The organism is Pseudomonas sp. FP818 (assembly GCF_030687335.1).
Taxonomy (GTDB): domain Bacteria; phylum Pseudomonadota; class Gammaproteobacteria; order Pseudomonadales; family Pseudomonadaceae; genus Aquipseudomonas; species Aquipseudomonas shahriarae.
In genome coordinates this window covers 2,665,709-2,684,709 of sequence record NZ_CP117427.1, presented here as the reverse complement: position 1 = coordinate 2,684,709, position 19,001 = coordinate 2,665,709, and the positions used below count along the sequence as shown (strand labels likewise).

The 19,001-nt window shown below is 61.3% G+C and carries 18 protein-coding genes; 9 read left to right on the top strand and 9 right to left on the bottom strand.

The window, feature by feature from the left end; genetic code table 11:
- Window positions 1-23 precede the first annotated feature (23 nt).
- From ccoN to PSH80_RS12060, 3 genes are all read left to right on the top strand, one after another.
- Window positions 24-1,451 carry a cytochrome-c oxidase, cbb3-type subunit I gene (ccoN, locus tag PSH80_RS12070; protein WP_057959768.1) on the top strand — a complete coding sequence of 476 codons (1,428 nt, stop codon included), beginning with the start codon at window positions 24-26 and terminating at the stop codon, window positions 1,449-1,451.
- A complete protein-coding gene (locus PSH80_RS12065) occupies window positions 1,451-1,672 on the top strand; it encodes a cbb3-type cytochrome c oxidase subunit 3 (protein WP_115128136.1) in 222 nt (73 codons plus the stop codon). Before ccoN ends, PSH80_RS12065 begins: the two co-directional genes overlap by 1 nt.
- Before the next feature lie 292 nt (window positions 1,673-1,964).
- On the top strand, window positions 1,965-3,140 hold the full coding sequence (locus PSH80_RS12060; protein WP_047229189.1) for an integrase core domain-containing protein: 1,176 nt from the start codon (window positions 1,965-1,967) through the stop codon (window positions 3,138-3,140).
- A gap of 895 nt (window positions 3,141-4,035) precedes the next feature.
- Here PSH80_RS12060 and PSH80_RS12055 read toward each other — a convergent pair.
- On the bottom strand, window positions 4,036-4,530 hold the full coding sequence (locus tag PSH80_RS12055; RefSeq protein WP_057440074.1) for a hypothetical protein: 495 nt from the start codon (window positions 4,528-4,530) through the stop codon (window positions 4,036-4,038).
- A gap of 119 nt (window positions 4,531-4,649) precedes the next feature.
- Between PSH80_RS12055 and PSH80_RS12050 the strand changes: the two genes are divergently transcribed.
- Window positions 4,650-5,351, top strand: coding sequence for an aspartate/glutamate racemase family protein (locus tag PSH80_RS12050; RefSeq protein ID WP_128593739.1), 702 nt, complete (start codon window positions 4,650-4,652; stop codon window positions 5,349-5,351).
- Here the strand turns inward: PSH80_RS12050 and PSH80_RS12045 are convergent.
- The 3 genes from PSH80_RS12045 to PSH80_RS12035 form a co-directional block, all read right to left on the bottom strand.
- The gene (locus tag PSH80_RS12045) at window positions 5,339-5,851 is read right to left on the bottom strand and encodes a GNAT family N-acetyltransferase (RefSeq protein WP_115128132.1); all 513 of its coding nucleotides are present in this window, start codon (window positions 5,849-5,851) and stop codon (window positions 5,339-5,341) included. The two genes, PSH80_RS12050 and PSH80_RS12045, sit on opposite strands and share 13 nt — an antisense overlap.
- Before the next feature lie 60 nt (window positions 5,852-5,911).
- Window positions 5,912-7,060 (bottom strand): glycerate kinase, encoded by a 1,149-nt coding sequence (locus tag PSH80_RS12040; protein ID WP_169990273.1) that lies wholly within the window; start codon window positions 7,058-7,060, stop codon window positions 5,912-5,914.
- Window positions 7,061-7,172: 112 nt separating this feature from the next.
- Entirely contained in the window at window positions 7,173-8,273 is a 1,101-nt protein-coding gene (locus tag PSH80_RS12035) for a sugar diacid recognition domain-containing protein (protein WP_057959635.1), read from the bottom strand.
- A 170-nt stretch (window positions 8,274-8,443) separates the two neighbouring features.
- On the opposite strand from PSH80_RS12035, the gene PSH80_RS12030 reads away from it, so the two are divergent.
- Window positions 8,444-9,754, top strand: coding sequence for an MFS transporter (locus tag PSH80_RS12030; RefSeq protein ID WP_032860575.1), 1,311 nt, complete (start codon window positions 8,444-8,446; stop codon window positions 9,752-9,754).
- Between the two features lie 114 nt (window positions 9,755-9,868).
- On the opposite strand, the gene PSH80_RS12025 is transcribed toward PSH80_RS12030, so the two are convergent.
- Complete coding sequence (locus PSH80_RS12025; protein WP_186626288.1) at window positions 9,869-10,573, bottom strand: SDR family oxidoreductase; 705 nt, start codon at window positions 10,571-10,573, stop codon at window positions 9,869-9,871.
- A 101-nt stretch (window positions 10,574-10,674) separates the two neighbouring features.
- On the opposite strand from PSH80_RS12025, the gene PSH80_RS12020 reads away from it, so the two are divergent.
- Together PSH80_RS12020 and PSH80_RS12015 are read left to right on the top strand one after the other, a co-directional pair.
- A complete protein-coding gene (locus PSH80_RS12020) occupies window positions 10,675-11,577 on the top strand; it encodes a LysR family transcriptional regulator (RefSeq protein WP_305420330.1) in 903 nt (300 codons plus the stop codon).
- A 128-nt stretch (window positions 11,578-11,705) separates the two neighbouring features.
- On the top strand, window positions 11,706-12,716 hold the full coding sequence (locus tag PSH80_RS12015; RefSeq protein WP_115128127.1) for an aldo/keto reductase: 1,011 nt from the start codon (window positions 11,706-11,708) through the stop codon (window positions 12,714-12,716).
- Window positions 12,717-12,749: 33 nt separating this feature from the next.
- Here PSH80_RS12015 and PSH80_RS12010 read toward each other — a convergent pair whose 3' ends face one another.
- Window positions 12,750-13,226, bottom strand: a complete 477-nt coding sequence (locus PSH80_RS12010; RefSeq protein WP_120732899.1) for an Lrp/AsnC family transcriptional regulator — start codon at window positions 13,224-13,226, stop codon at window positions 12,750-12,752.
- A 133-nt stretch (window positions 13,227-13,359) separates the two neighbouring features.
- On the opposite strand from PSH80_RS12010, the gene rarD reads away from it, so the two are divergent.
- Window positions 13,360-14,241, top strand: coding sequence for an EamA family transporter RarD (gene rarD, locus PSH80_RS12005; RefSeq protein ID WP_057440120.1), 882 nt, complete (start codon window positions 13,360-13,362; stop codon window positions 14,239-14,241).
- Window positions 14,242-14,290: 49 nt separating this feature from the next.
- On the opposite strand, the gene hppD is transcribed toward rarD, so the two are convergent.
- The 3 genes from hppD to PSH80_RS11990 form a co-directional block, all read right to left on the bottom strand.
- On the bottom strand, window positions 14,291-15,367 hold the full coding sequence (gene hppD / locus PSH80_RS12000) for a 4-hydroxyphenylpyruvate dioxygenase (RefSeq protein WP_057440066.1): 1,077 nt from the start codon (window positions 15,365-15,367) through the stop codon (window positions 14,291-14,293).
- A 295-nt stretch (window positions 15,368-15,662) separates the two neighbouring features.
- Window positions 15,663-16,370, bottom strand: a complete 708-nt coding sequence (locus tag PSH80_RS11995) for a molecular chaperone (protein ID WP_169990258.1) — start codon at window positions 16,368-16,370, stop codon at window positions 15,663-15,665.
- A gap of 27 nt (window positions 16,371-16,397) precedes the next feature.
- Window positions 16,398-16,961, bottom strand: a complete 564-nt coding sequence (locus PSH80_RS11990; protein ID WP_128593745.1) for a fimbrial protein — start codon at window positions 16,959-16,961, stop codon at window positions 16,398-16,400.
- A gap of 353 nt (window positions 16,962-17,314) precedes the next feature.
- On the opposite strand from PSH80_RS11990, the gene PSH80_RS11985 reads away from it, so the two are divergent.
- On the top strand, window positions 17,315-18,856 hold the full coding sequence (locus PSH80_RS11985) for an EAL domain-containing protein (RefSeq protein WP_169990256.1): 1,542 nt from the start codon (window positions 17,315-17,317) through the stop codon (window positions 18,854-18,856).
- Window positions 18,857-19,001 lie beyond the last annotated feature (145 nt).

Below are 19,001 nucleotides of genomic sequence, written 5' to 3'. Positions count from 1 at the left end.
CTTGAAACCGTGGAAGACTGACCATGAGCACAGCATCAACCGGGCAGGCCTATAACTATAAGGTTGTCCGTCAATTCGTCATCGCCACCGTGGTTTGGGGCGTTATCGGCATGGCCATGGGCGTATGGATCGCCTCGCAACTGGTATGGCCGGACATGAACCTGGACCTGCCCTGGACCACGTTCGGCCGGTTAAGGCCGCTGCACACCAGCCTGGTGATTTTCGGCTTTGCCGGCAGCGCGCAATTTGCCGCCAGCTACTACGCGGTCCAACGCACCTGCCAGGTGCGCCTGTACAGCGACTGGCTCGCCGCCTTTACGTTCTGGGGTTGGCAGTCGGTGATCGTGATCATGCTGATCACCCTGCCCCTGGGCTACACCACCACCAAGGAATACGCCGAGATCGAATTCTCCGGCGCAGTGTGGATGACTGTGGTGTGGGTGGCCTACGCCATCGTGTTCTTCACCACCGTGGTGCAACGCAAGACCCAGCACATCTACGTCGGCAACTGGTTTTTCGGCGCGTTTATCGTGGTGATCGCCATGCTGCACGTGGTCAACCACCTTTCCATCCCGGTGGACTGGTTCAAGTCCTACCCGGTGTATTCCGGCGCCACCGACGCCATGGTGCAGTGGTGGTACGGGCATAACGCAGTAGGGTTCTTCCTGACCACCGGGTTCCTGGGGATGATGTATTACTTCGTGCCCAAGCAAGTCGGGCGGCCGGTGTATTCCTATCGCCTGTCCATCGTGCACTTCTGGGCGCTGATCACCCTGTACATTTGGGCCGGGCCTCACCACCTGCACTACACCGCGCTGCCAGACTGGGCGCAGTCGTTAGGCATGGCCATGTCACTGATCCTGCTGGCGCCCAGCTGGGGCGGGATGATCAACGGCATGATGACCCTGTCGGGTGCCTGGCATAAGTTGCGCACCGACCCGATCCTGCGGTTTCTGGTGTTGTCGTTGGCGTTCTACGGCATGTCGACCTTTGAGGGGCCGATGATGGCGATCAAGACGGTCAACGCCCTGTCCCACTACACCGACTGGACCATCGGCCACGTCCACGCGGGTGCCTTGGGCTGGGTGGCGATGATCACCTTTGGCTCGCTGTACCACATGATCCCGAAAATCTTCGGCCGCGAGCAGATGTACAGCGTGCCGCTGATCAACCTGCATTTCTGGCTGGCAACCATCGGCACCGTGCTGTACATCGCCTCGATGTGGGTCAATGGCATCACCCAGGGCCTGATGTGGCGGGCGGTCAACGACGACGGCACCCTCACCTACTCGTTCGTCGAGGCCTTGCAGGCCAGCCACCCGGGGTTTGTGGTGCGGTTTGCCGGTGGGGTGTTCTTCCTGGGCGGCATGCTGCTGATGGCCTACAACACCTGGCGTACCGTACGGGTGGCTGACTTGAAGGTGGCGCACAGTGATGCGCAGATCGCCTGATGTGGGAGGTCATTTTCAACCTGGCGGCGGTGATCTGCCTGTATGGCGCCGTGGAGTACTGCCTGCGCGGGCAATCGGGAACCGAGCTGGATGAGGCGAGCCTGATACCGTTTGCCGACGACCCGGAAGTGGCGCGGCGGGTGGAGCTGGCGACGGGCAAGCAGGTCAAGGCGGTGGCGCCTGAAGAGGCCAAGCCGGGCTGGGGTAATGTAGAGCTCTAAAGCTCGGTGTTGGGCTTTTTGTGAGAGCGGGCTTGTGTGGGAGCGGGCTTGCCCGCGATGGCCATAGGTGTCTACACAACTCGCTCTTTTTTGGTTATTGGGAATGAGTACATATCCGTTGCTGCGGTTACGGCCACTTAGGGTTCCGCCCTTACGGCGGCTCACTTTGGAAGAGCGCCAAAGTAAGCAAAGCGCTCTTGCCGGTATGACTCACCCACATGGGTTACAAATCAGTTCACGCACATAGGTAACAGTTATTAACTGGCAGGGTCGATTTTGTGAGGATCTGACCATGCCCTGGGAAGAGCTGAAACCTATGGACCTCAAAGTGATGTTCATCGCCGCCTATTTGGCTGAAAGAGATACCTTTAGCCAGCTGTGCCGCGACTACCAGGTCAGTCGAAAGACTGGCTACAAATGGGTCGAACGGTACGAGGCTGAAGGACCCAGAGGGCTCGAAGAACGTAGCCGGTGCCGGCACAATCAAACCTATGTTGTGCCTCTTGCTATCAGGCAAGCAATTATCGAGCTTCGTTCTATCGGGGAGACTATTCCCGGGCCGAAGAAGATTCAGAACGACTTGCGCCAGCGTTTTCCCGGGCAGGATCCACCCTCGAAAACAACCATTTACAACATCCTCAAGGCCGCTGATCTGATTGCACCTCGACGTGTGCGTCAGCGCGTGGCTGTCTATCCAAAGCCCCTGTGCAAGGCAGAGACCCCAAATCAGCTCTTTAGCGCTGACTACAAGGGGCAGTTTCTGACAGGGGCCGGAGTGTGGTGTTATCCGCTGACGATCATGGACCATGCCAGCCGCTTTCTACTGGCCTGCCAGGGCATGCGCAATACCAACTTCAAAGAAACCCAACAAACCTTCGAGCGTGTTTTTCGCGAGTATGGCTTGCCTGAACGTATTCGGACCGACAACGGCATACCGTTTGCCAGCACGGGCCGTGCAGGGTTATCACAGCTGTCGATCTGGTGGCTGCGGTTGGGGATTATCCCTGAGCGAATTGAGCCCGGCCGCCCAGATCAGAATGGGCGCCATGAAAGGATGCACCGAACCCTGAAAAGCACTTTGCCCCAACCAGCGGCGATTGCTTGGGAAGCTCAGCAGAAACACTTTGATCGCTTTATGCAGCACTATAATCATGAGCGAGGGCACGAGGCGCTTGGCCAGAAAACACCAGCCTCATGTTATTTGCCCTCACCCCGCGCTTACCCGGAAAAGCTGCCTGAAATGGGGTATGCGAGCCACGTGGAGTGTTACCTGGCTGATAGTAATGGAATCATCAATCGAGCAGGTCTTAGGATCTACATAGGCAATCTGCTCAAGCATCAGACCATTGGAATGGAGCTAATTCGAGATGATGTCTGGGAGGTGATCTTCGGGCCTGTGATCCTAGGCCGTGTCGATGCTAGAGACGCAAAGAACGGGTATGTTTCAATCAAAGTGTCACCTATGTGAATGCACTTTTTTGTAACCTATGTGGTTGTCCCGTACATGCCCCACCACTCGGTGCCTCGCCTAGGCTCGGCATGCCCGCAGTCAGGCATTGCTCCGTGGGCCCGCCGCGATCGGCCATCCATGGCCGTGTCGCGGCTACCCCGGCATCCATGCCGGGGTGCCCACTGCGCAATACCTGCCTGCGGCCAGCGTGGTTTAACGGGGCGCCTAAGATCAAGATCAAAAGCCAGATCAAAAGCAGAGCAACAGCAACAGCAATGCCAAAGCCGGGGCGCGAAGCTCCATTCCCCTGTGGGAGCTGTCTCGCCCTGCGAGGCTGCGATAGCGGTGTGTCAGACAACATAAAGGCTAGCAGTGCCGGCGCCATCGCAGCGATGCGGCGATCCGACAAGCCAGCTCCCACAGGTATATGCGCACGCTTCGACGATCAGGTCGGCTGTCAGGCCGCCTCGCTTTGCTTTTGATCTGAGGCGCCCCGTTAAACCACGCTGGCCGTCATCCGATATTGATTTGGGGGGTAACCCGGCAGGACGCCGGGTTAGCCGCGCTGGGCCATGGATGGCCCATCGCGGCGGCCCCCCAAATCAATGTCGGATGACGGGCACACCGAGCCTAGGCGAGGTGCCGAGTGGTGGGGCAAGAGCCCTTTTGGTTACTTTTGGCTGGGCCGGCACTCCGGGCTCTTTTCCAAAAGTGACCCGCCGTAAGGGCGGAACCAATAGCCGCCGTGACCGCAGCAACGGATATGTACACAAACCCAGAAAAGAGTGGTGTAGAGACTCACGCCGCGATGGCGGTATCTCAGGTTAGGAACACTTGCCTGACACACCGCTATCGCGGGCAAGCCCGCTCCCACACAAGCCCACAAAAGCCCGCTACCACATTTGCCCGGGGATCAGCCCCGTTCGCGCGGAATCAGGCTCTGCAACTGCAAGGCCAGAAAATTGGCATCAAAGGTGAACGTGTCCGGGTCTTTCAAACCATTGGTTTTCTTCCACAGCCAATCATCATTCCCCGGCAACAACACCAGCGAAATACTGCCGTAGCGAGCAGCAGTCAGCCCCATGACCGACAACGAAATCAACCCACCCGCCCCCATCACATCCGGCACAAACTCCACCGGTTTGCCTGCGATATGAATGGTCAGTTTCTCGGTCTTGAAAGTCGACGTCTCCACCGGCACGCTTGGGCCAGACGCCACATAAGCCTCACGCTGCACCTCCAGCAAACCATCACGCTTGACCGGCGCCAACCACTGCTCGATCTCGCCGTACAGCTCAGTGATTTTCTGGGTCCAGCGGGCTGACTGCACCTCGAACTGCTGGCGCTTGTGCGCTTCGCTGTCGGCGTAGTGACGAAGCATCTCGCCCAATTGCTGTACATCGTCCATTGCGGTGTTCCTCGGGGACTGCAAACAACGATCATGGCAGATGCAGCAGCGCCGCGTATGACTAACGCTCACTGGTTGGGTAAGGTGTGGCTTTCGCCTATTCGCTTGAGGAGCTTTGCATGCGCACCATCGGCCTAATCGGCGGCATGAGCTGGGAGTCCAGCGCCGAGTATTACCGGATCATCAACCAGCAGGTACGCGACCGATTGGGGCCGCTGCGCTCGGCACAAATCCTGCTGTACAGCGTCGACTTCGGTCCGGTGGAACAGGCCCAGCACGCCGGGCGCTGGGATGACGCGGCGCTGATCCTGCAAGACGCCGCGCGCCGCCTGCAAGCCGGTGGCGCCGACTGCATCGTGCTGTGTACCAACACCATGCATCTGCTGGCGCCACAGATCGAAGCCGCCGTATCGCTGCCGTTTCTGCATATTGCCGATGCGGCCGGCGCGGCGGCGGTCAAGGCCGATACCCTGACCGTCGGCCTGCTGGGCACCGCGTTTACCATGGAACAGGATTTTCTCAAGGCGCGCCTGGCAGCCCAGGGCTTGAACGTGCTGGTGCCCGACGCAGCAGAACGCCACGCCGTGCACCGGATCATTTATGAAGAGCTGTGCGTCGGGGTGATTAGCGAGACCTCACGCCAGGTTTACCAGCAGGCCATTGCCAACCTCGCAGCCCGTGGTGCCCAGGCGATTATCCTGGGGTGTACCGAAATTGGCCTGCTGATCAAACCCGAGCACAGCCACCTGCCGTTGCTCGACACCACCGAGCTGCATGCACAGGCTGCGGTGGCGTTTGCCCTGGGGGATCAGGCGGTCTGACGCAGGCGGGCCATGCTCAGGGCGTCGACAAATACGCCGTCACGCACGGCGTAATCGCGCAGCCGGCCTTCAGTCTCGAAACCGAACTTGCGGTACAACGCCTGGGCCGGCTCGTTGTCGACATACACCGTCAGTTCCACCCGGTGCAGGTTCATCCAGTTGTCGGCCACCTCCAGCGCCGCGCCCAGCAGTTGGGTGCCCACGCCCTTGCCCTGCCAGGCCACGGCCACCCCCATGCCGATACTGCCGACATGGCTTTGCCGACTGCGCGCATATTGCTCCAGGGTGCAGTTACCAATGACCTCGCCCGCCTGCACCGCCACCAGCCTGAGCAGTCGCTCATTGGTATCGGCCAGGCGCTTGCGCCACACCTCCAGCGACTGGAACGGCATCTGCAGCACCTGACGGCACACGGCCGGGTCGTTGTAGAGCGCACGCATGCCTTCGAGATGGCTTTCGGCAAAGCGCTGGATCACGATCGTGGAATCAGGTGTAGGCATTGTGTTTCATCCTTTGAAAGACAAGTGGCCGAGCAGTGTAGGCGGCGACAGCAAGCGCTGTCATCCGCGACTGCGTTGCGCGCCCAAGCGCCACACCCGCGCAATATCCGCCGCCCGCTCACGCAGCAACCGCGGTGCTTCGCTGCAGGCCTGCTCCAGGCTCATCGGCCCGCCAGGCAAAGCAAACGCGGCGTCGACGCCATGGGCGTACATCTGCTCGTAGCCCTCGCCCAGCGTGCCGGCGATCACGATCACCGGAACACCGTGCAGCTTGGCCACCCGCGCCACGCCAAAGGGGGTTTTGCCGCGCAGGGTCTGGGCGTCGAAGCGGCCTTCGCCGGTGATCACCAGGTCGGCGCCGCGCACGGCGTGTTCCAGGCCCACCAGTTCGGCGACCACCTCCACACCCGGGCAAAACTGCGCGCCGAGGAAGGCCTTGGCGGCAAAGCCCAGACCACCGGCCGCGCCGCTGCCCGGCTCGTCGCGCACGTCTCGGGGCAGCACCTCGGCGCAGTGGTCGGCAAAGTGTCCGAGGGCCTGGTCCAGTTGCTCGACTTGGTGTGGGTTGGCGCCTTTTTGCGGGCCGAAAATCGCTGAGGCACCGTGGGGGCCGCACAGGGGGTTGTTGACGTCGGCGGCGATGTCGAAACGCACCTGGGCCAGGCGCGGGTCCAACTGCTCAAGTTTGATCCGCGCCAGCTGCGCCAGGGCCAGGCCGCCGCGCGCAAGGGGTGTGCCTTGGGCGTCGAGCAGTTGCACGCCCAGGGCCTGCATGGCTCCGGCGCCGCCGTCATTGGTGGCGCTGCCGCCGATCGCCAGGATGATCCGCTGGGCCCCGGCGTCCAGGGCGGCGCGGACCAGCTCACCCGTACCGAAGGTGCTGCTGGAGCAGGCATCACGCTGCCCCGGCGGGACCCGTTGCAGGCCGCTGGCTTCGGCCATTTCGATGATTGCCGTGGCACTTTCAGCCAACCAGCCCCAGTGCGCCTCAACGGTGCCGCCCAACGGGCCTTGCACGGTGCAACTGCGCAATTGCCCGTGGCAGGCCGCGAGCACCGACTCCACCGTGCCTTCACCACCGTCCGCCATCGGGCACTGGATCAGTTCGGCATCCGGCCAGACCTGGGCCAACCCTTGGGCAATGGCCTGGGCCACGCCTTCGGCACTCAGGCTGTCCTTGAACGAGTCGGGGGCGATGATGACTTTCATGGGCTTTCTCCGGTTTTTATGACGCCCATGCTGCCAGTTGGCACCGGCAATGACGCCTGTCCAATGCACAAGCGTGGCAGGGGTTTGTTGTTCATTTCTACAAAAGCGCCTCCTACAGGGTTTGCGGCAGCAGTTGCACCCCCAGGTACAGCGCGAGCATGCCATCCAAGGTCAGGGGATCGACACCGCTCAATTCGGCAATGCGCTCCATGCGGTAGCGCAGGCTGTTGCGGTGGATGCCCAGGGCGTCGGCGCACGCTTGGCTTTGCCCGTCGTGTTCGCACCAGCTGCGCAGCGTTGCCTGCAGTTGGCCGTTGGCGTCCTTGGCCAGGACCTTGCGTAACGGGTTGAGCAGTTCGTCGAGGGCGTCGTCGTTGCGATGGCGCCAGAGCATCACCGGCAACCGATAGCGGTTGAGGGTCAGCAGGCGTGACTGGGGCAGTACGTCGCGGCCATAGGCGAGCAAGTCCGCCACCCGCCGATAACAGCGGCGCAAGCCGGCCAACCCATCGGCCTGGCCACCCACGGCGACCCGCAGGATGTTCCAGCCCGAGGCCTCGAGTTTTTCCAGCAGGCGCGGGTTGTCCATCGGCACCGCCGCCGGGCGGCACCACAGCAACGAAAACTCTGCGGAGCTGACGCACCAACTGTCCGGGTATCGGGAGGCCAGCCAGGCTGCCAGGGCTTCGGCGGTCTGCCCCGGGCCCAGTTCAAACAGATAGGGGGTGCGCGGCAACTGCGGCTTGAGCCCCAGTTGCTGGGCCTCATCCACCAGGCGCGGCGATTCGCCGCTGTCGGCCAGCAGCAACGCCAGCAGATCATCACAACGTTGACGTCGCCATTGCTGCTCCGCCTGTTGATGGCGCTGGCTGACCAGCATCTCGGCGGTCATGCGCACCAGTTCGGCATAGGTGCGCAGCAACTGCGGTTCACCACTGATGCCCAGCACGCCGATCAGGCGCTGATCATGCAGCAGCGGCAGGTTGATCCCCGGCGCCACACCCTTGAGGTGCTTGGCGGTCTGGCTGTCGATTTCCACCACGCGACCGTTGGCCAGGACCAATTGCGCGCCTTCATGGCGGGTGTTGATGCGCTCCGGCTCGCCGCTGCCGAGGATCAGGCCCTGGCTGTCCATGACGTTGACGTTATAGGGCAAAATGGCCATCGTGCGATTGACGATATCCTGCGCCAAGTCATGATCGAGTTCGAACATGGGGCTAAATTCCTTGAAAGCGCTGCATTACGCGATTGTTCAAAGGCACAGCGCAATGGATGGATCGCTGTGCGGGGGCACAAAGACATGGCACCGTCCCGTGACCGAGACTCTTGGGGCGATCAACGTTACCCGCGCATCGCGAAAAATCATAATAAAGAGAGAACGCCATGTCACAGAGCGCCGCCGCTACCCTGGCCAACGATGACGACAAAAACGCCGTCTACAAGCGCATCACCCTGCGCTTGATCCCCTTCATTTTCATCTGCTACCTGTTCAACTACCTGGACCGCGTCAACGTCGGCTTCGCCAAGTTGCAGATGCTCGACGCCTTGAAGTTCAGTGAGACCGTGTACGGCCTCGGGGCCGGGATCTTCTTTATCGGCTACGTGCTGTGCGGCGTGCCGAGCAACCTGGCGTTGACCAAGTTCGGTCCACGGCGCTGGATTGCGCTGATGATGATCACCTGGGGCACCCTGTCCACCTGCCTGCTGTTTGTGACCACGCCGACGCACTTCTACACCTTGCGCCTGTTTACCGGTGCCGCTGAAGCGGGCTTTTTCCCAGGCGTGGTGCTGTACCTCTCGCAGTGGTTCCCGACCTTCCGCCGTGGGCGGATCATGGCGCTGTTCATGTCGGCAATCCCGGTGTCCGGCCTGCTCGGCAGCCCGTTCTCCGGCTGGATCCTCAACCACTTCGCGGCGGGCCAGGGTGGCCTCGCGGGCTGGCAGTGGATGTTCCTGCTGCAAGGTGTGCCGACGGTCATCCTCGGCGCCCTCGCCTACTTCCTGCTCAGCGACAGCTTCGCCAACGCCAAATGGCTGACCGCCCATGAGCGCGCAGTGCTCGAGGCCGACCAGGCCACCGACCTGGCCAACAAGCCCAAGACCACCACTGATTCGCTGCTGGAAGTGTTCAAGAACCCGGCGATCTGGGCGTTCGGCCTGATCTACTTCTGCATCCAGAGCGGCGTGTACGCCATCAACTTCTGGCTGCCGTCGATCATCAAGAACATGGGCTTTAGCGATAACCTGGTGATCGGCTGGCTGAGTGCGATCCCTTATCTGCTGGCGGCGGTGTTCATGTTGCTGGTGGGCCGCTCCGCCGACCTGCGCAAAGAGCGCCGCTGGCACCTGGTGGTGCCGATGCTGATGGGCGCTGTGGGCCTGATCATCGCGGTGAACTTCGCCACCACCCCAGCCATTGCGATCCTTGGCCTGACCATCGCCACCATGGGCGCCCTCACCGGCCTGCCGATGTTTTGGCCGGTGCCCACCGCCATGCTCAGCGCCGGCGCGGCCGCGGGCGGCCTGGCTTTGATCAACTCCATGGGCCAGATGGCGGGCTTCTTGAGCCCGTATGTGGTGGGGTTTGTGAAAGACGCCACCGGTTCCACCGACCTGGCGCTGTACCTGCTGGCGGCGGTGATCGTCGCGGGTAGTGTGCTGGCGTTGCGCATGACCCGGACCCTGAAGGCCTGACACGGCACAAAAAATGTGGGAGCGGGCTTGCCCGCGATAGCGGTGGATCAGTCCTATATATTGACTGACACGCCGCCATCGCGGGCAAGCCCGCTCCCACATTGGGTTCGGTGTTTACAGCAAACCGCCGCCGTCGATGTCGATCACGCTGCCGGTCATAAAACCATTTTCCATGGCCATCAAATAACCCGCCGCCACCTCCTCCGCCTGCCCCACACGCCCTACCGGCAACGCCCCACCCGCCTTGGCGAACATGCCCTGACGCTGCTCCTCAGGCATCCCCGCGTATGCCGGCGTGTCGATCACCCCAGGGCTGACCACGTTGACCCGCCGTGGCGCCAGTTCCTTGGCCAACTGCTTGCCCAACGCTTCGGTCGCGGCATTGATGCCGACCTTGATAAATTGCCCCGGCACCCGCTTGCGTCCCAGTTGCCCCGAGGTGAGGACGATGCTGCCGCGCTCGTCGAGAAATGGCAGCGCCTGCTGGATTGCGCGCAAGGCGCCCCAGAGCTTCACATTGAAGTTGTCCTGGGCCAGTTGCAGGTCGGTGTCCTGCAGGTGTTTGGCCTGGACCGCCGGACCCGAGGTGAACACCAGGTGATCAAAACGCCCCACCGCTTCGAACAGGCGCTGCAGAGCGGCGCTGTCGGTGACGTCCACCGGCTCGCTGCGCACGCCGTTGTCGACCGTCGACGACAGGCGTCGCCCGGCCAGTACCACGTGCGCGCCACGGGATGCCGCCTGTCGGGCGACTTCGGCACCAATGCCGCTGCTACCGCCAATCACCACCACGGTTTGGCCCTTGAGGGGAGATGTCATGGGAACTGCCTCGTCCTGAAAAAATGAGCGTTCATCTTCCCAGCTTGGCAATCATGGAAAAATCCCGGTAAAACGACAGGATCTTTAAAGGATTTTTACAAATGAGCTCAATCCTTGACCTGGAAGTGTTTGTGCGCACCGCCGACAGTGGCAGCCTCTCGGCGGCCGCCAGCAGCCTTAGCCTGACCCCGGCCGCCGCCAGCATTGCCCTCAAACGCTTGGAGACCCGCCTGGGCATGCGCCTGCTGGCCCGCTCCACCCGCAGCATGCGCCTCACCGAAGAAGGCCGGCGCTACCTGGACAGCGTGCGGGTGGCCCTGGAAGCACTGGCTGAGGGCGAACAGGCGATCAAGCAACACGGCCAGAGCCTCAGCGGCTTGCTGCAACTGTCCGCGCCCTCGGATTTCGGACGCAATGTACTGCTCGGTTGGCTGGACCAGTTCAAGCGCGAACACCCGAATATCCGCCTGCAACTGCTGCTTAACGACAGCAACGCCGACCTGTTCCGCGAAACCGTGGACATCGCCCTGCGCTTTGGCGTGCCAAGGGATTCCAGCCTGGTGGCGCTGCCGGTGGTCGCCGATCACCGCCGTATCGCCTGCGCCAGCCCCGCGTACCTGGCACGCCACGGCACACCCCAGGTGCCGGCCGAGCTGACGCAGCACAGCACCCTGCGCTACATGCGCCAGGGCCGGGCCAATAGCACCTGGTATTTTCGCCAGGGCACGTTGCTGGAAGAGGTCGAAGTGGGCGGCGACTACCTCAGTGATGACGGGGAAATCGTGCGGCGCTGGGCCCTGGCCGGCCACGGTATTGCCTACAAGGCCAACCTGGATGTAGCCGGCGATATCAAGGCCGGGCGCCTGGTGCCGTTGTTCGGCGAATGGCAAGGCGAGCCCACGCCCTTCAACCTGATGTGCCCCCATCGCCTGCAGGTGTCGGAGCGTGTCAGAGTCCTGCATCGCTTCTTGCAGGCGCGCGCTGGCGAACTGCTCGCCGAATAAGCGCAACACAGCGCAAAAACGCTGTGGCCAACGCGGTTGTAGGCACCGAGCCAGCGACGTCGGGCTTGTTCTAGAGCCTTGCTCTCTGGTATTGCATAGCAACTGTCTGCGCTTTTGAGGAGTCCTCCATGATTTACCGCACACTGGGCCAGTCCGGGCTCAAGGTCAGCGCCTTGACCCTGGGCACCATGATGTTTGGCGAACAGACCAACACCGAAGATTCGCTGCGTATCATCGACAAGGCCTGGGATCAGGGCATCAACTTTATCGACAGCGCCGACGTCTACACCGGCGGGCGCTCCGAGGAAATCGTCGGTGAAGCCATCAGCCGCCATCGCGCCGACTGGGTCGTCGCCTCCAAAGTCGGCTTTGGCCCGCCGGACGGCCTGCCCAACCGCAGTGGCCTGAACCGCAAGCGCATTTTCAACGCGCTGGAAGCCAGCCTCACCCGGCTCGACACCGACTACCTGGACATCTACTACCTGCACCGCGAAGACCACGACACCCCACTGGACGTCACGATTTCAGCGATCGGCGACCTGATCCGCCAGGGCAAGGTCCGTTACTGGGGGCTGTCCAACTACCGCGGCTGGCGCATCGCCGAAGTGGTGCGCGTGGCCGAACGCCTGGGGGTCGACCGGCCGATCATCAGCCAGCCGCTGTACAACATCGTCAACCGCCAGGCCGAGGTGGAGCAGATCACCGCCGCAGCCGCCTATGGCCTGGGCGTGGTGCCCTACAGCCCGCTGGCCCGCGGGGTGCTCAGTGGCAAGTACGCGCCGGATATCAGCCCCGAAGCCGGCAGCCGCGCTGCGCGCCAGGACAAACGCATCCTGGAAACCGAATGGCGCGTGGAATCGCTGCGCATTGCCCAGCAGATCCAGCAATACACCGCAGGACGCGGTGTGGGCATCGTTGAATTTGCGATTGCCTGGGTGCTGAACAACCAGGCCGTCAGCTCGGCGATTGTCGGGCCGCGCACCGAGGCGCAGTGGGATGCCTACACCGGGGCGCTCGATGTGAAGATCAGTGCCGAGGATGAGGCGTTTATTGACTCACTGGTGACGCCGGGGCATGCGTCGACACCGGGGTTCAATGATGTGGGGCACTTTGTTTCCGGGCGCATCCACCGCCCCTGAGCCCCTGTGGGAGCTGGCTTGCCTGCTCCCACATCAGCCCAGCGGCACATCCAGGCTGACCTTGACCCGGTCCATCACCACAATGCTGCGAAACCATTTGATATTGCGGTTCTCGTAGAACAGCGTGCGGGCCAGGGTTTCGTAGGCTTTCATGGTCTCCACCACAATCACCAGCATAAAGTCCGCATCGCCGGTGACGTAATAGCACTGCTGCACCTCGGGGATCGACATCTGCACCTTGAGCACATCGAGGTCTTCGATATGGGTGCGCTCGGCGTGCACCTCCACCAGGATCGTGATCGGCTTGCCCACTGCATCCTGATTGACCACCGCCGTATTCGCGCTGATCGCCCCGCTCTGCTCCATGCGCTTGATGCGCCGCTGCACGGCGGCGGTCGACAGGTTGACCTGTTCGCCAATTACCCGCAGCGCGGTGGTGTTGTCGCGTTGCAGGTGCTTGAGAATCGCGCGGTCGAAATCATCCAGGGGCGGCTGGGGGCTGACGGGCATGCTGGCGAACCTTGGAGGTGAGAAAATTTCCCATAAGATGCCGTAAAACAGAGCAAACGTCTCACCTCAAAAGCAATATATTCCCACCTGAAATTCCCCCCTCTTTTGTTTGAATCGGTTTGGCGAGGACTGTGTGTCTAAAGGTGTTGTTTTATCGGTAGCGGCCTCGGTGTTGTTTGCCGTGATGTATTACTTCACATCACTGCTTGCGCCCTTGAGTGGCCTGGAAATTTTCGGCTGGCGCATGCTGCTGACCGTGCCGTGCATGACGGTATTTATGGTGGTCAGCGGCGAGTGGCGTCAGGTGTGGCAATTGCTGCGATTGCTTGCGGGCAAGCCACGGCTGATCGGTGGGATTGTGCTGTCGTCGGTGCTGCTGGGGGTGCAACTGTGGCTGTTTATGTGGGCGCCGCTCAATGGCCGCAGCCTGGATGTGTCCCTGGGCTACTTCCTGCTGCCGCTGACCATGGTCCTGACCGGGCGCCTGGTGTATGGCGAAAAACTCTCGCGATTGCAGCTGATCGCAGTGGTGTTTGCGGCGATTGGCGTGCTTAACGAGTTGTACCAGGTGGGTGGTTTTTCCTGGGCGACGCTGCTGGTGATCATCGGTTACCCGATCTACTTCGTGCTGCGCAAACGCCTGGGCACCGATCAGCTGGGCGGCCTGTGGCTGGATATGGCGCTGATGCTGCCGGTGGCCTTGTGGTTTGTTCAAAGTGGCGAACAGGGCTTCGCCGTGCTGGATGCACACAAAGGGCTGTATGGATTGATCCCGATGCTCGGGCTGATCAGTGCTTCGGCGCTGGTGTGCTACATCATCGCCAGCCGCCTGTTGGCGTTCAGCCTGTTCGGCCTGCTCAGCTATGTGGAACCGGTGCTGTTGCTGGGGGTGGCGTTGCTGCTGGGGGAAAGCATCGGGCCGGGTGAATGGCTGACCTATATCCCGATCTGGCTGGCGGTGATGGTGCTGGTGTTCGAAGGGTTCAAGCATCTGGTGCGTCAGCGCCGGGCTTGAACGGGAAAGGTGTAGGAGCCGGCAAGCCGGCTCCTACAGGGGGCTAGGTTCAGTCGGTGGTCAACACGCCACGACGAACCTGGTCACGCTCGATCGACTCGAACAGAGCCTTGAAGTTGCCTTCGCCGAAACCGTCATCACCCTTGCGCTGGATGAATTCGAAGAACACCGGGCCCATCAGGGTTTCCGAGAAGATCTGCAACAGCAGGCGCTTGTCGCCGGCCACGGACGAACCGTCCAGCAAGATACCCCGCGACTGCAACTGCTCCACCGGTTCGCCGTGGTTTGGCAGGCGGCCTTCGAGCATCTCGTAGTAGGTGTCCGGCGGCGCGGTCATGAAGCGCATGCCGATCTTCTTCAACGCGTCCCAGGTCTTGATCAGGTCATCGGTGAGGAACGCCACGTGCTGGATGCCCTCGCCGTTGAACTGCATCAGGAACTCTTCGATCTGGCCGGCGCCTTTGGACGACTCTTCGTTCAACGGGATGCGGATCATGCCATCCGGGGCGCTCATGGCCTTGGAGGTCAGGCCGGTGTATTCGCCCTTGATGTCGAAGTAGCGCGCTTCGCGGAAGTTGAACAGCTTCTCGTAGAAGTTGGCCCAGTAGACCATACGCCCGCGATAGACGTTGTGGGTCAGGTGGTCGATGACCTTCAGGCCGGCGCCCACTGGGTTGCGGTCCACGCCTTCGATAAACACGAAGTCGATATCGTAGATCGAGTTGCCTTCACCGAAACGATCGATCAGGTACAGCGGCGAGCCGCCGATGCCCTTGATGGCCGGCAGGTTCAGCTCCATCGGGCCGGTTTCGATATGGATCGGCTGGGCACCCAGCTCCAGGGCACGGGTATAGGCCTGTTGCGAATCCTTGACGCGGAACGCCATGCCGCACACCGACGGACCGTGCTCGGCGGCAAAGTACGAAGCGATGCTGTGGGGTTCGTTGTTGAGGATCAGGTTGATCGCGCCCTGACGGTACAGGTGCACGTTTTTCGAGCGGTGGGTTGCCACCTTGGTGAAGCCCATGATCTCGAAGATCGGCTCCAGGGTGCCTGGGGTCGGCGATGCGAATTCGATAAATTCAAAGCCCATCAGGCCCATTGGGTTTTCGTATAGATCTGCCATGATTTGGCGCCTCATCATCTTTTTTAGAATTAAGTAAATTAACTGCCAGCAAGGATGAGGTGAGCAGGTGGCGCACAGGAAATGCCCCGCACGCTGCGGGCGAGGAAGTCACCGTAGATGAGTTGGAACCCGAGTAGCTTCATGGTTGAGTCATTCTCTTACGGGCGTCTCTGACGGACGAGGCCTGCATGGAAACAGGCGCTTATTCTTGTATGCGTAAACCGATTCTACACAGCGTAAACAGCTTTGTCCGTATTCCTTATCAAATCCCTATGCCCAGGCGGGCGCAAGGGGTTTATTGCCCAGATAGATGCCCGGCAGGATCAACGGGCGCGGGTTGCATCAGGGGTGGCAGGGCAAGATCCAGGCTGGCGTGGGGGGCAACCATGCCCTGCTGATCGCTGGGGACCACCTGCCCGCCCACGACCAACGCGACGTCATGGAACGTCACATGGAAAGGCGACGGGTTGAAGACACGCAGGACCGCCGGTTTGCCGGTGTGCAGCGTCCAGATCAGTTGCCCCGGCGCATCCAGGGGGCTACCCGACAAGCCCTGGGGCCGGAAAAACACCTTGGTGCGAATGCGAAAGGCGAAACGCAACTGGTTCTGGCGCTCTGCAGCCGCGAATGCTTCCGGCTGGCGGGTCGCGGGCGGCACCTCCAGCACGTTGAGCCAGAACAGCGATTCCCTGTCCCTGGGCAGCGGTTCCTGGGTATACGCCAGGCGTATGGCCTGGCTCTTGCCCGGATCCAGGCGAAACACCGGCGGGCTGAGGGTGAACGGCACCTCACTGTGCTCGGCAGTCAGCCGTGCATCACCGCCATCCAGCCACACTTGCACCAGGCGCGCGGCATGCGCATCATCGTTGCTCACCTGCACGGTGATTTCCCTGCGCGGCTCAGGGTAAATCTGCCGGGTGCCACTGATGATCACCCCGGCCTGTGCCTGCCCGAAGACCAGGCACAGGCAGAGCGCTACCTGCAGGCGTGCTACGCAACCCATGGCCCGGGCCCTCGGTCTATCGGGCGATCAGGGAAAGATCACCGAGTACTGCACCGCCGTAGTCACCAGCCCTACCCCCGCCGCCCCGCCCGTGGCGATGTAACGTGCCGCAAAGGGCAAGGTTGCCAGGCCGCCGGTGACCGTGGCCGTGCTCGAAGCATGGCCGGTACGCAAGTCCATCGGCTTCTGGGTGGCGCCGTCGAGAATTTGCACCTCTACTTTGGCGGCAGCGGTTTTGGGGGCCATGTTGCGCAAGTTGCCGGTGGCCGGATTGATCGCCGGGCTGGTGCTTTCATACAACACAGCCACCTTGCTCGCATCCGCACAACTGGCGCCGCCGCCCACATAAATAAAGAATGGCTTGGCGCTGGCGGTTGCCCCCTCCGTCGACAGGGCGCTGGCTTGCACTTTGTCCAGGACCACCGGAAAGTTCGCACCGGAGCCCGCGACACCACCGGTCCCGCCACTGATCGTGCAGGTGGTGCCGGTGATTTCTCCGGTCAGGGTGATGGTGCCATCGGCGGCAGTGGCCAATGGTACGGCAAGCCCGCAAGCAAGCAGCAAGGCAATCGCCAGGACATGGTTTTTCATACACGTGTTCCTAAGGGTTAAGGCGAGCCCCGGTCAGACGACGCGCAGGCACAAGCCCGCCCGCCGAGTTCGAGCTCAATGCAGCAAAACTGTTGGTTCTTGAATGGCAGCCTCTTCACGAGACTGAAGTTTTTTCTGACAGGCACTGATCCAAGCAACAACGCAATAGACCAAACAATTTTTTCTCGTCAAAATATGTTGCAAAGTTTGGCAAGATTAAAAAACACGCACAACTAACCAAGTCGTTAGGTCTACGCTTTGCTAATGCCATAGACCAACTATCATTGTTACTTCAGACGTACTGCCTGTAGCCGCTACCAGGCCCTTCCCTCACTTTGCTACAGGCTGCGTAAATGCCACTTACCCTCAAAGGTCCGCGCAAGCGCGCCGCCCGCTCCTTGATCACGGTCCTGTGCGGCCTGCTGCCGATTCTGCTGGGAGTGGCCATCCTGCACCTCCAGGCCAAACGCACCCTGGAGCACAGCACGTCGCAGACGGCGACCGAGGCCGTGCGCCAATTCGACCTGATGCTCGACAACACCGCCCGTGCCGCCCAGGAACTGCTGCCGCTGGCGGGCAAGGCCTGTGACAACGCGGTGCAACTGGCGCTGCGCGAGCAAGTCACACGGCGCCCCTTTGTACGCGCAACCACCTTGTCGTGGAAAAAATCCATTTATTGCACCTCGCTGTTTGGTGACACCCACGTGTCTGCGGTCAATCCTGACGACTACGTCGAGGGTCGCCTGTGGCTGATGAATGGCAACCCGGTCACCCCCGATACCGCCCTGTTGGTGTACCGGCTGGTGGAGGGCGACAAGGCTGCGTTTGCTTCGATTGACGGTTACCACCTGACCAATGCCCTGCGCCTGATCAGCCGCTACGCGGACCTGGTGTTGCAGGTCGGCCCCAATTGGTTGGGCAGCGACGGAAAAGTCAAAAACAGTGCGCCGCCGGAGTTTCCCGTGGCCCACCAGCACCTCGCCTCCCAGCGCTACGCGTACAGCGTGGAAGCCGGCATGCCCGAAGGGGAAGTCTGGCGGTATATGGAAGCCCGCTACCCGGCGCTGTTCAGCCTGCTGGTGTTTTTCGGCGTGCTGGCCGGCGTGCTGGCGCACTGGGTGCAAAAACGCTCCTCCGCCCCCACCCACGAACTGCAGCGGGCGCTGGGCGCCAATGAGTTCGTGCCGTATTACCAACCGGTGGTTCGTGGCGATAACCTTCAATGGGCCGGCTGTGAAGTCCTGATGCGCTGGCAGCACCCCAAGGAAGGCCTGGTGCGCCCCGACCTGTTTATCCCCCTGGCCGAGCACTCCGGGCTGATCGTGCCCATGACCCGCGCCTTGATGCGCCAGGTCGCCACACAACTGGCGCCCCATGCCGATCGCCTGGGCAGCAATTTCCATGTGGGGATCAATATCACCGCCCGGCATTGCCAGGATCTGGTGTTGGTGCAGGACTGCCGGGAGTTCCTCGCCGCCTTCAAGCCGGGCCAGGTACTGTTGACGCTGGAGTTGACCGAGCGCGAACTGATCGAACCCACCGAGGTCACCCGCCAGCTGTTCCAGGCCCTGCACGAACTGGGCGTGATGATCGCCATTGATGACTTCGGCACCGGCCACTCCAGCCTGGGTTATTTGCGTAACTTCAATGTTGACTACTTGAAGATTGATCAAAGCTTTGTGGCCATGATCGGAGCCGATGCGTTATCGCGGCATATACTCGACAGCATCATTGAGTTATCCGGCAAGCTTGATTTGGGCATCGTCGCCGAAGGCGTGGAAACCCAAGAGCAATGTGACTATCTGGCCGCGCAAGGTGTGGACTTCTTGCAGGGCTACCTGTTTGGTCGCCCGGAGCCTTTTGACGCATTCATTAAATCTTTGCGGCGCGATTGAATATCCATCTAGCATCAGATGAAAAATTGTTATTTATACAAAAGACGTGATTTACTCGTGGCGCATTAACTACTACAATTTTTCCTGCCTGCGCCGAATCGGCAGGAGAACCACTTTTACCGAGTCATGCTGAGGCTCTTGGCTT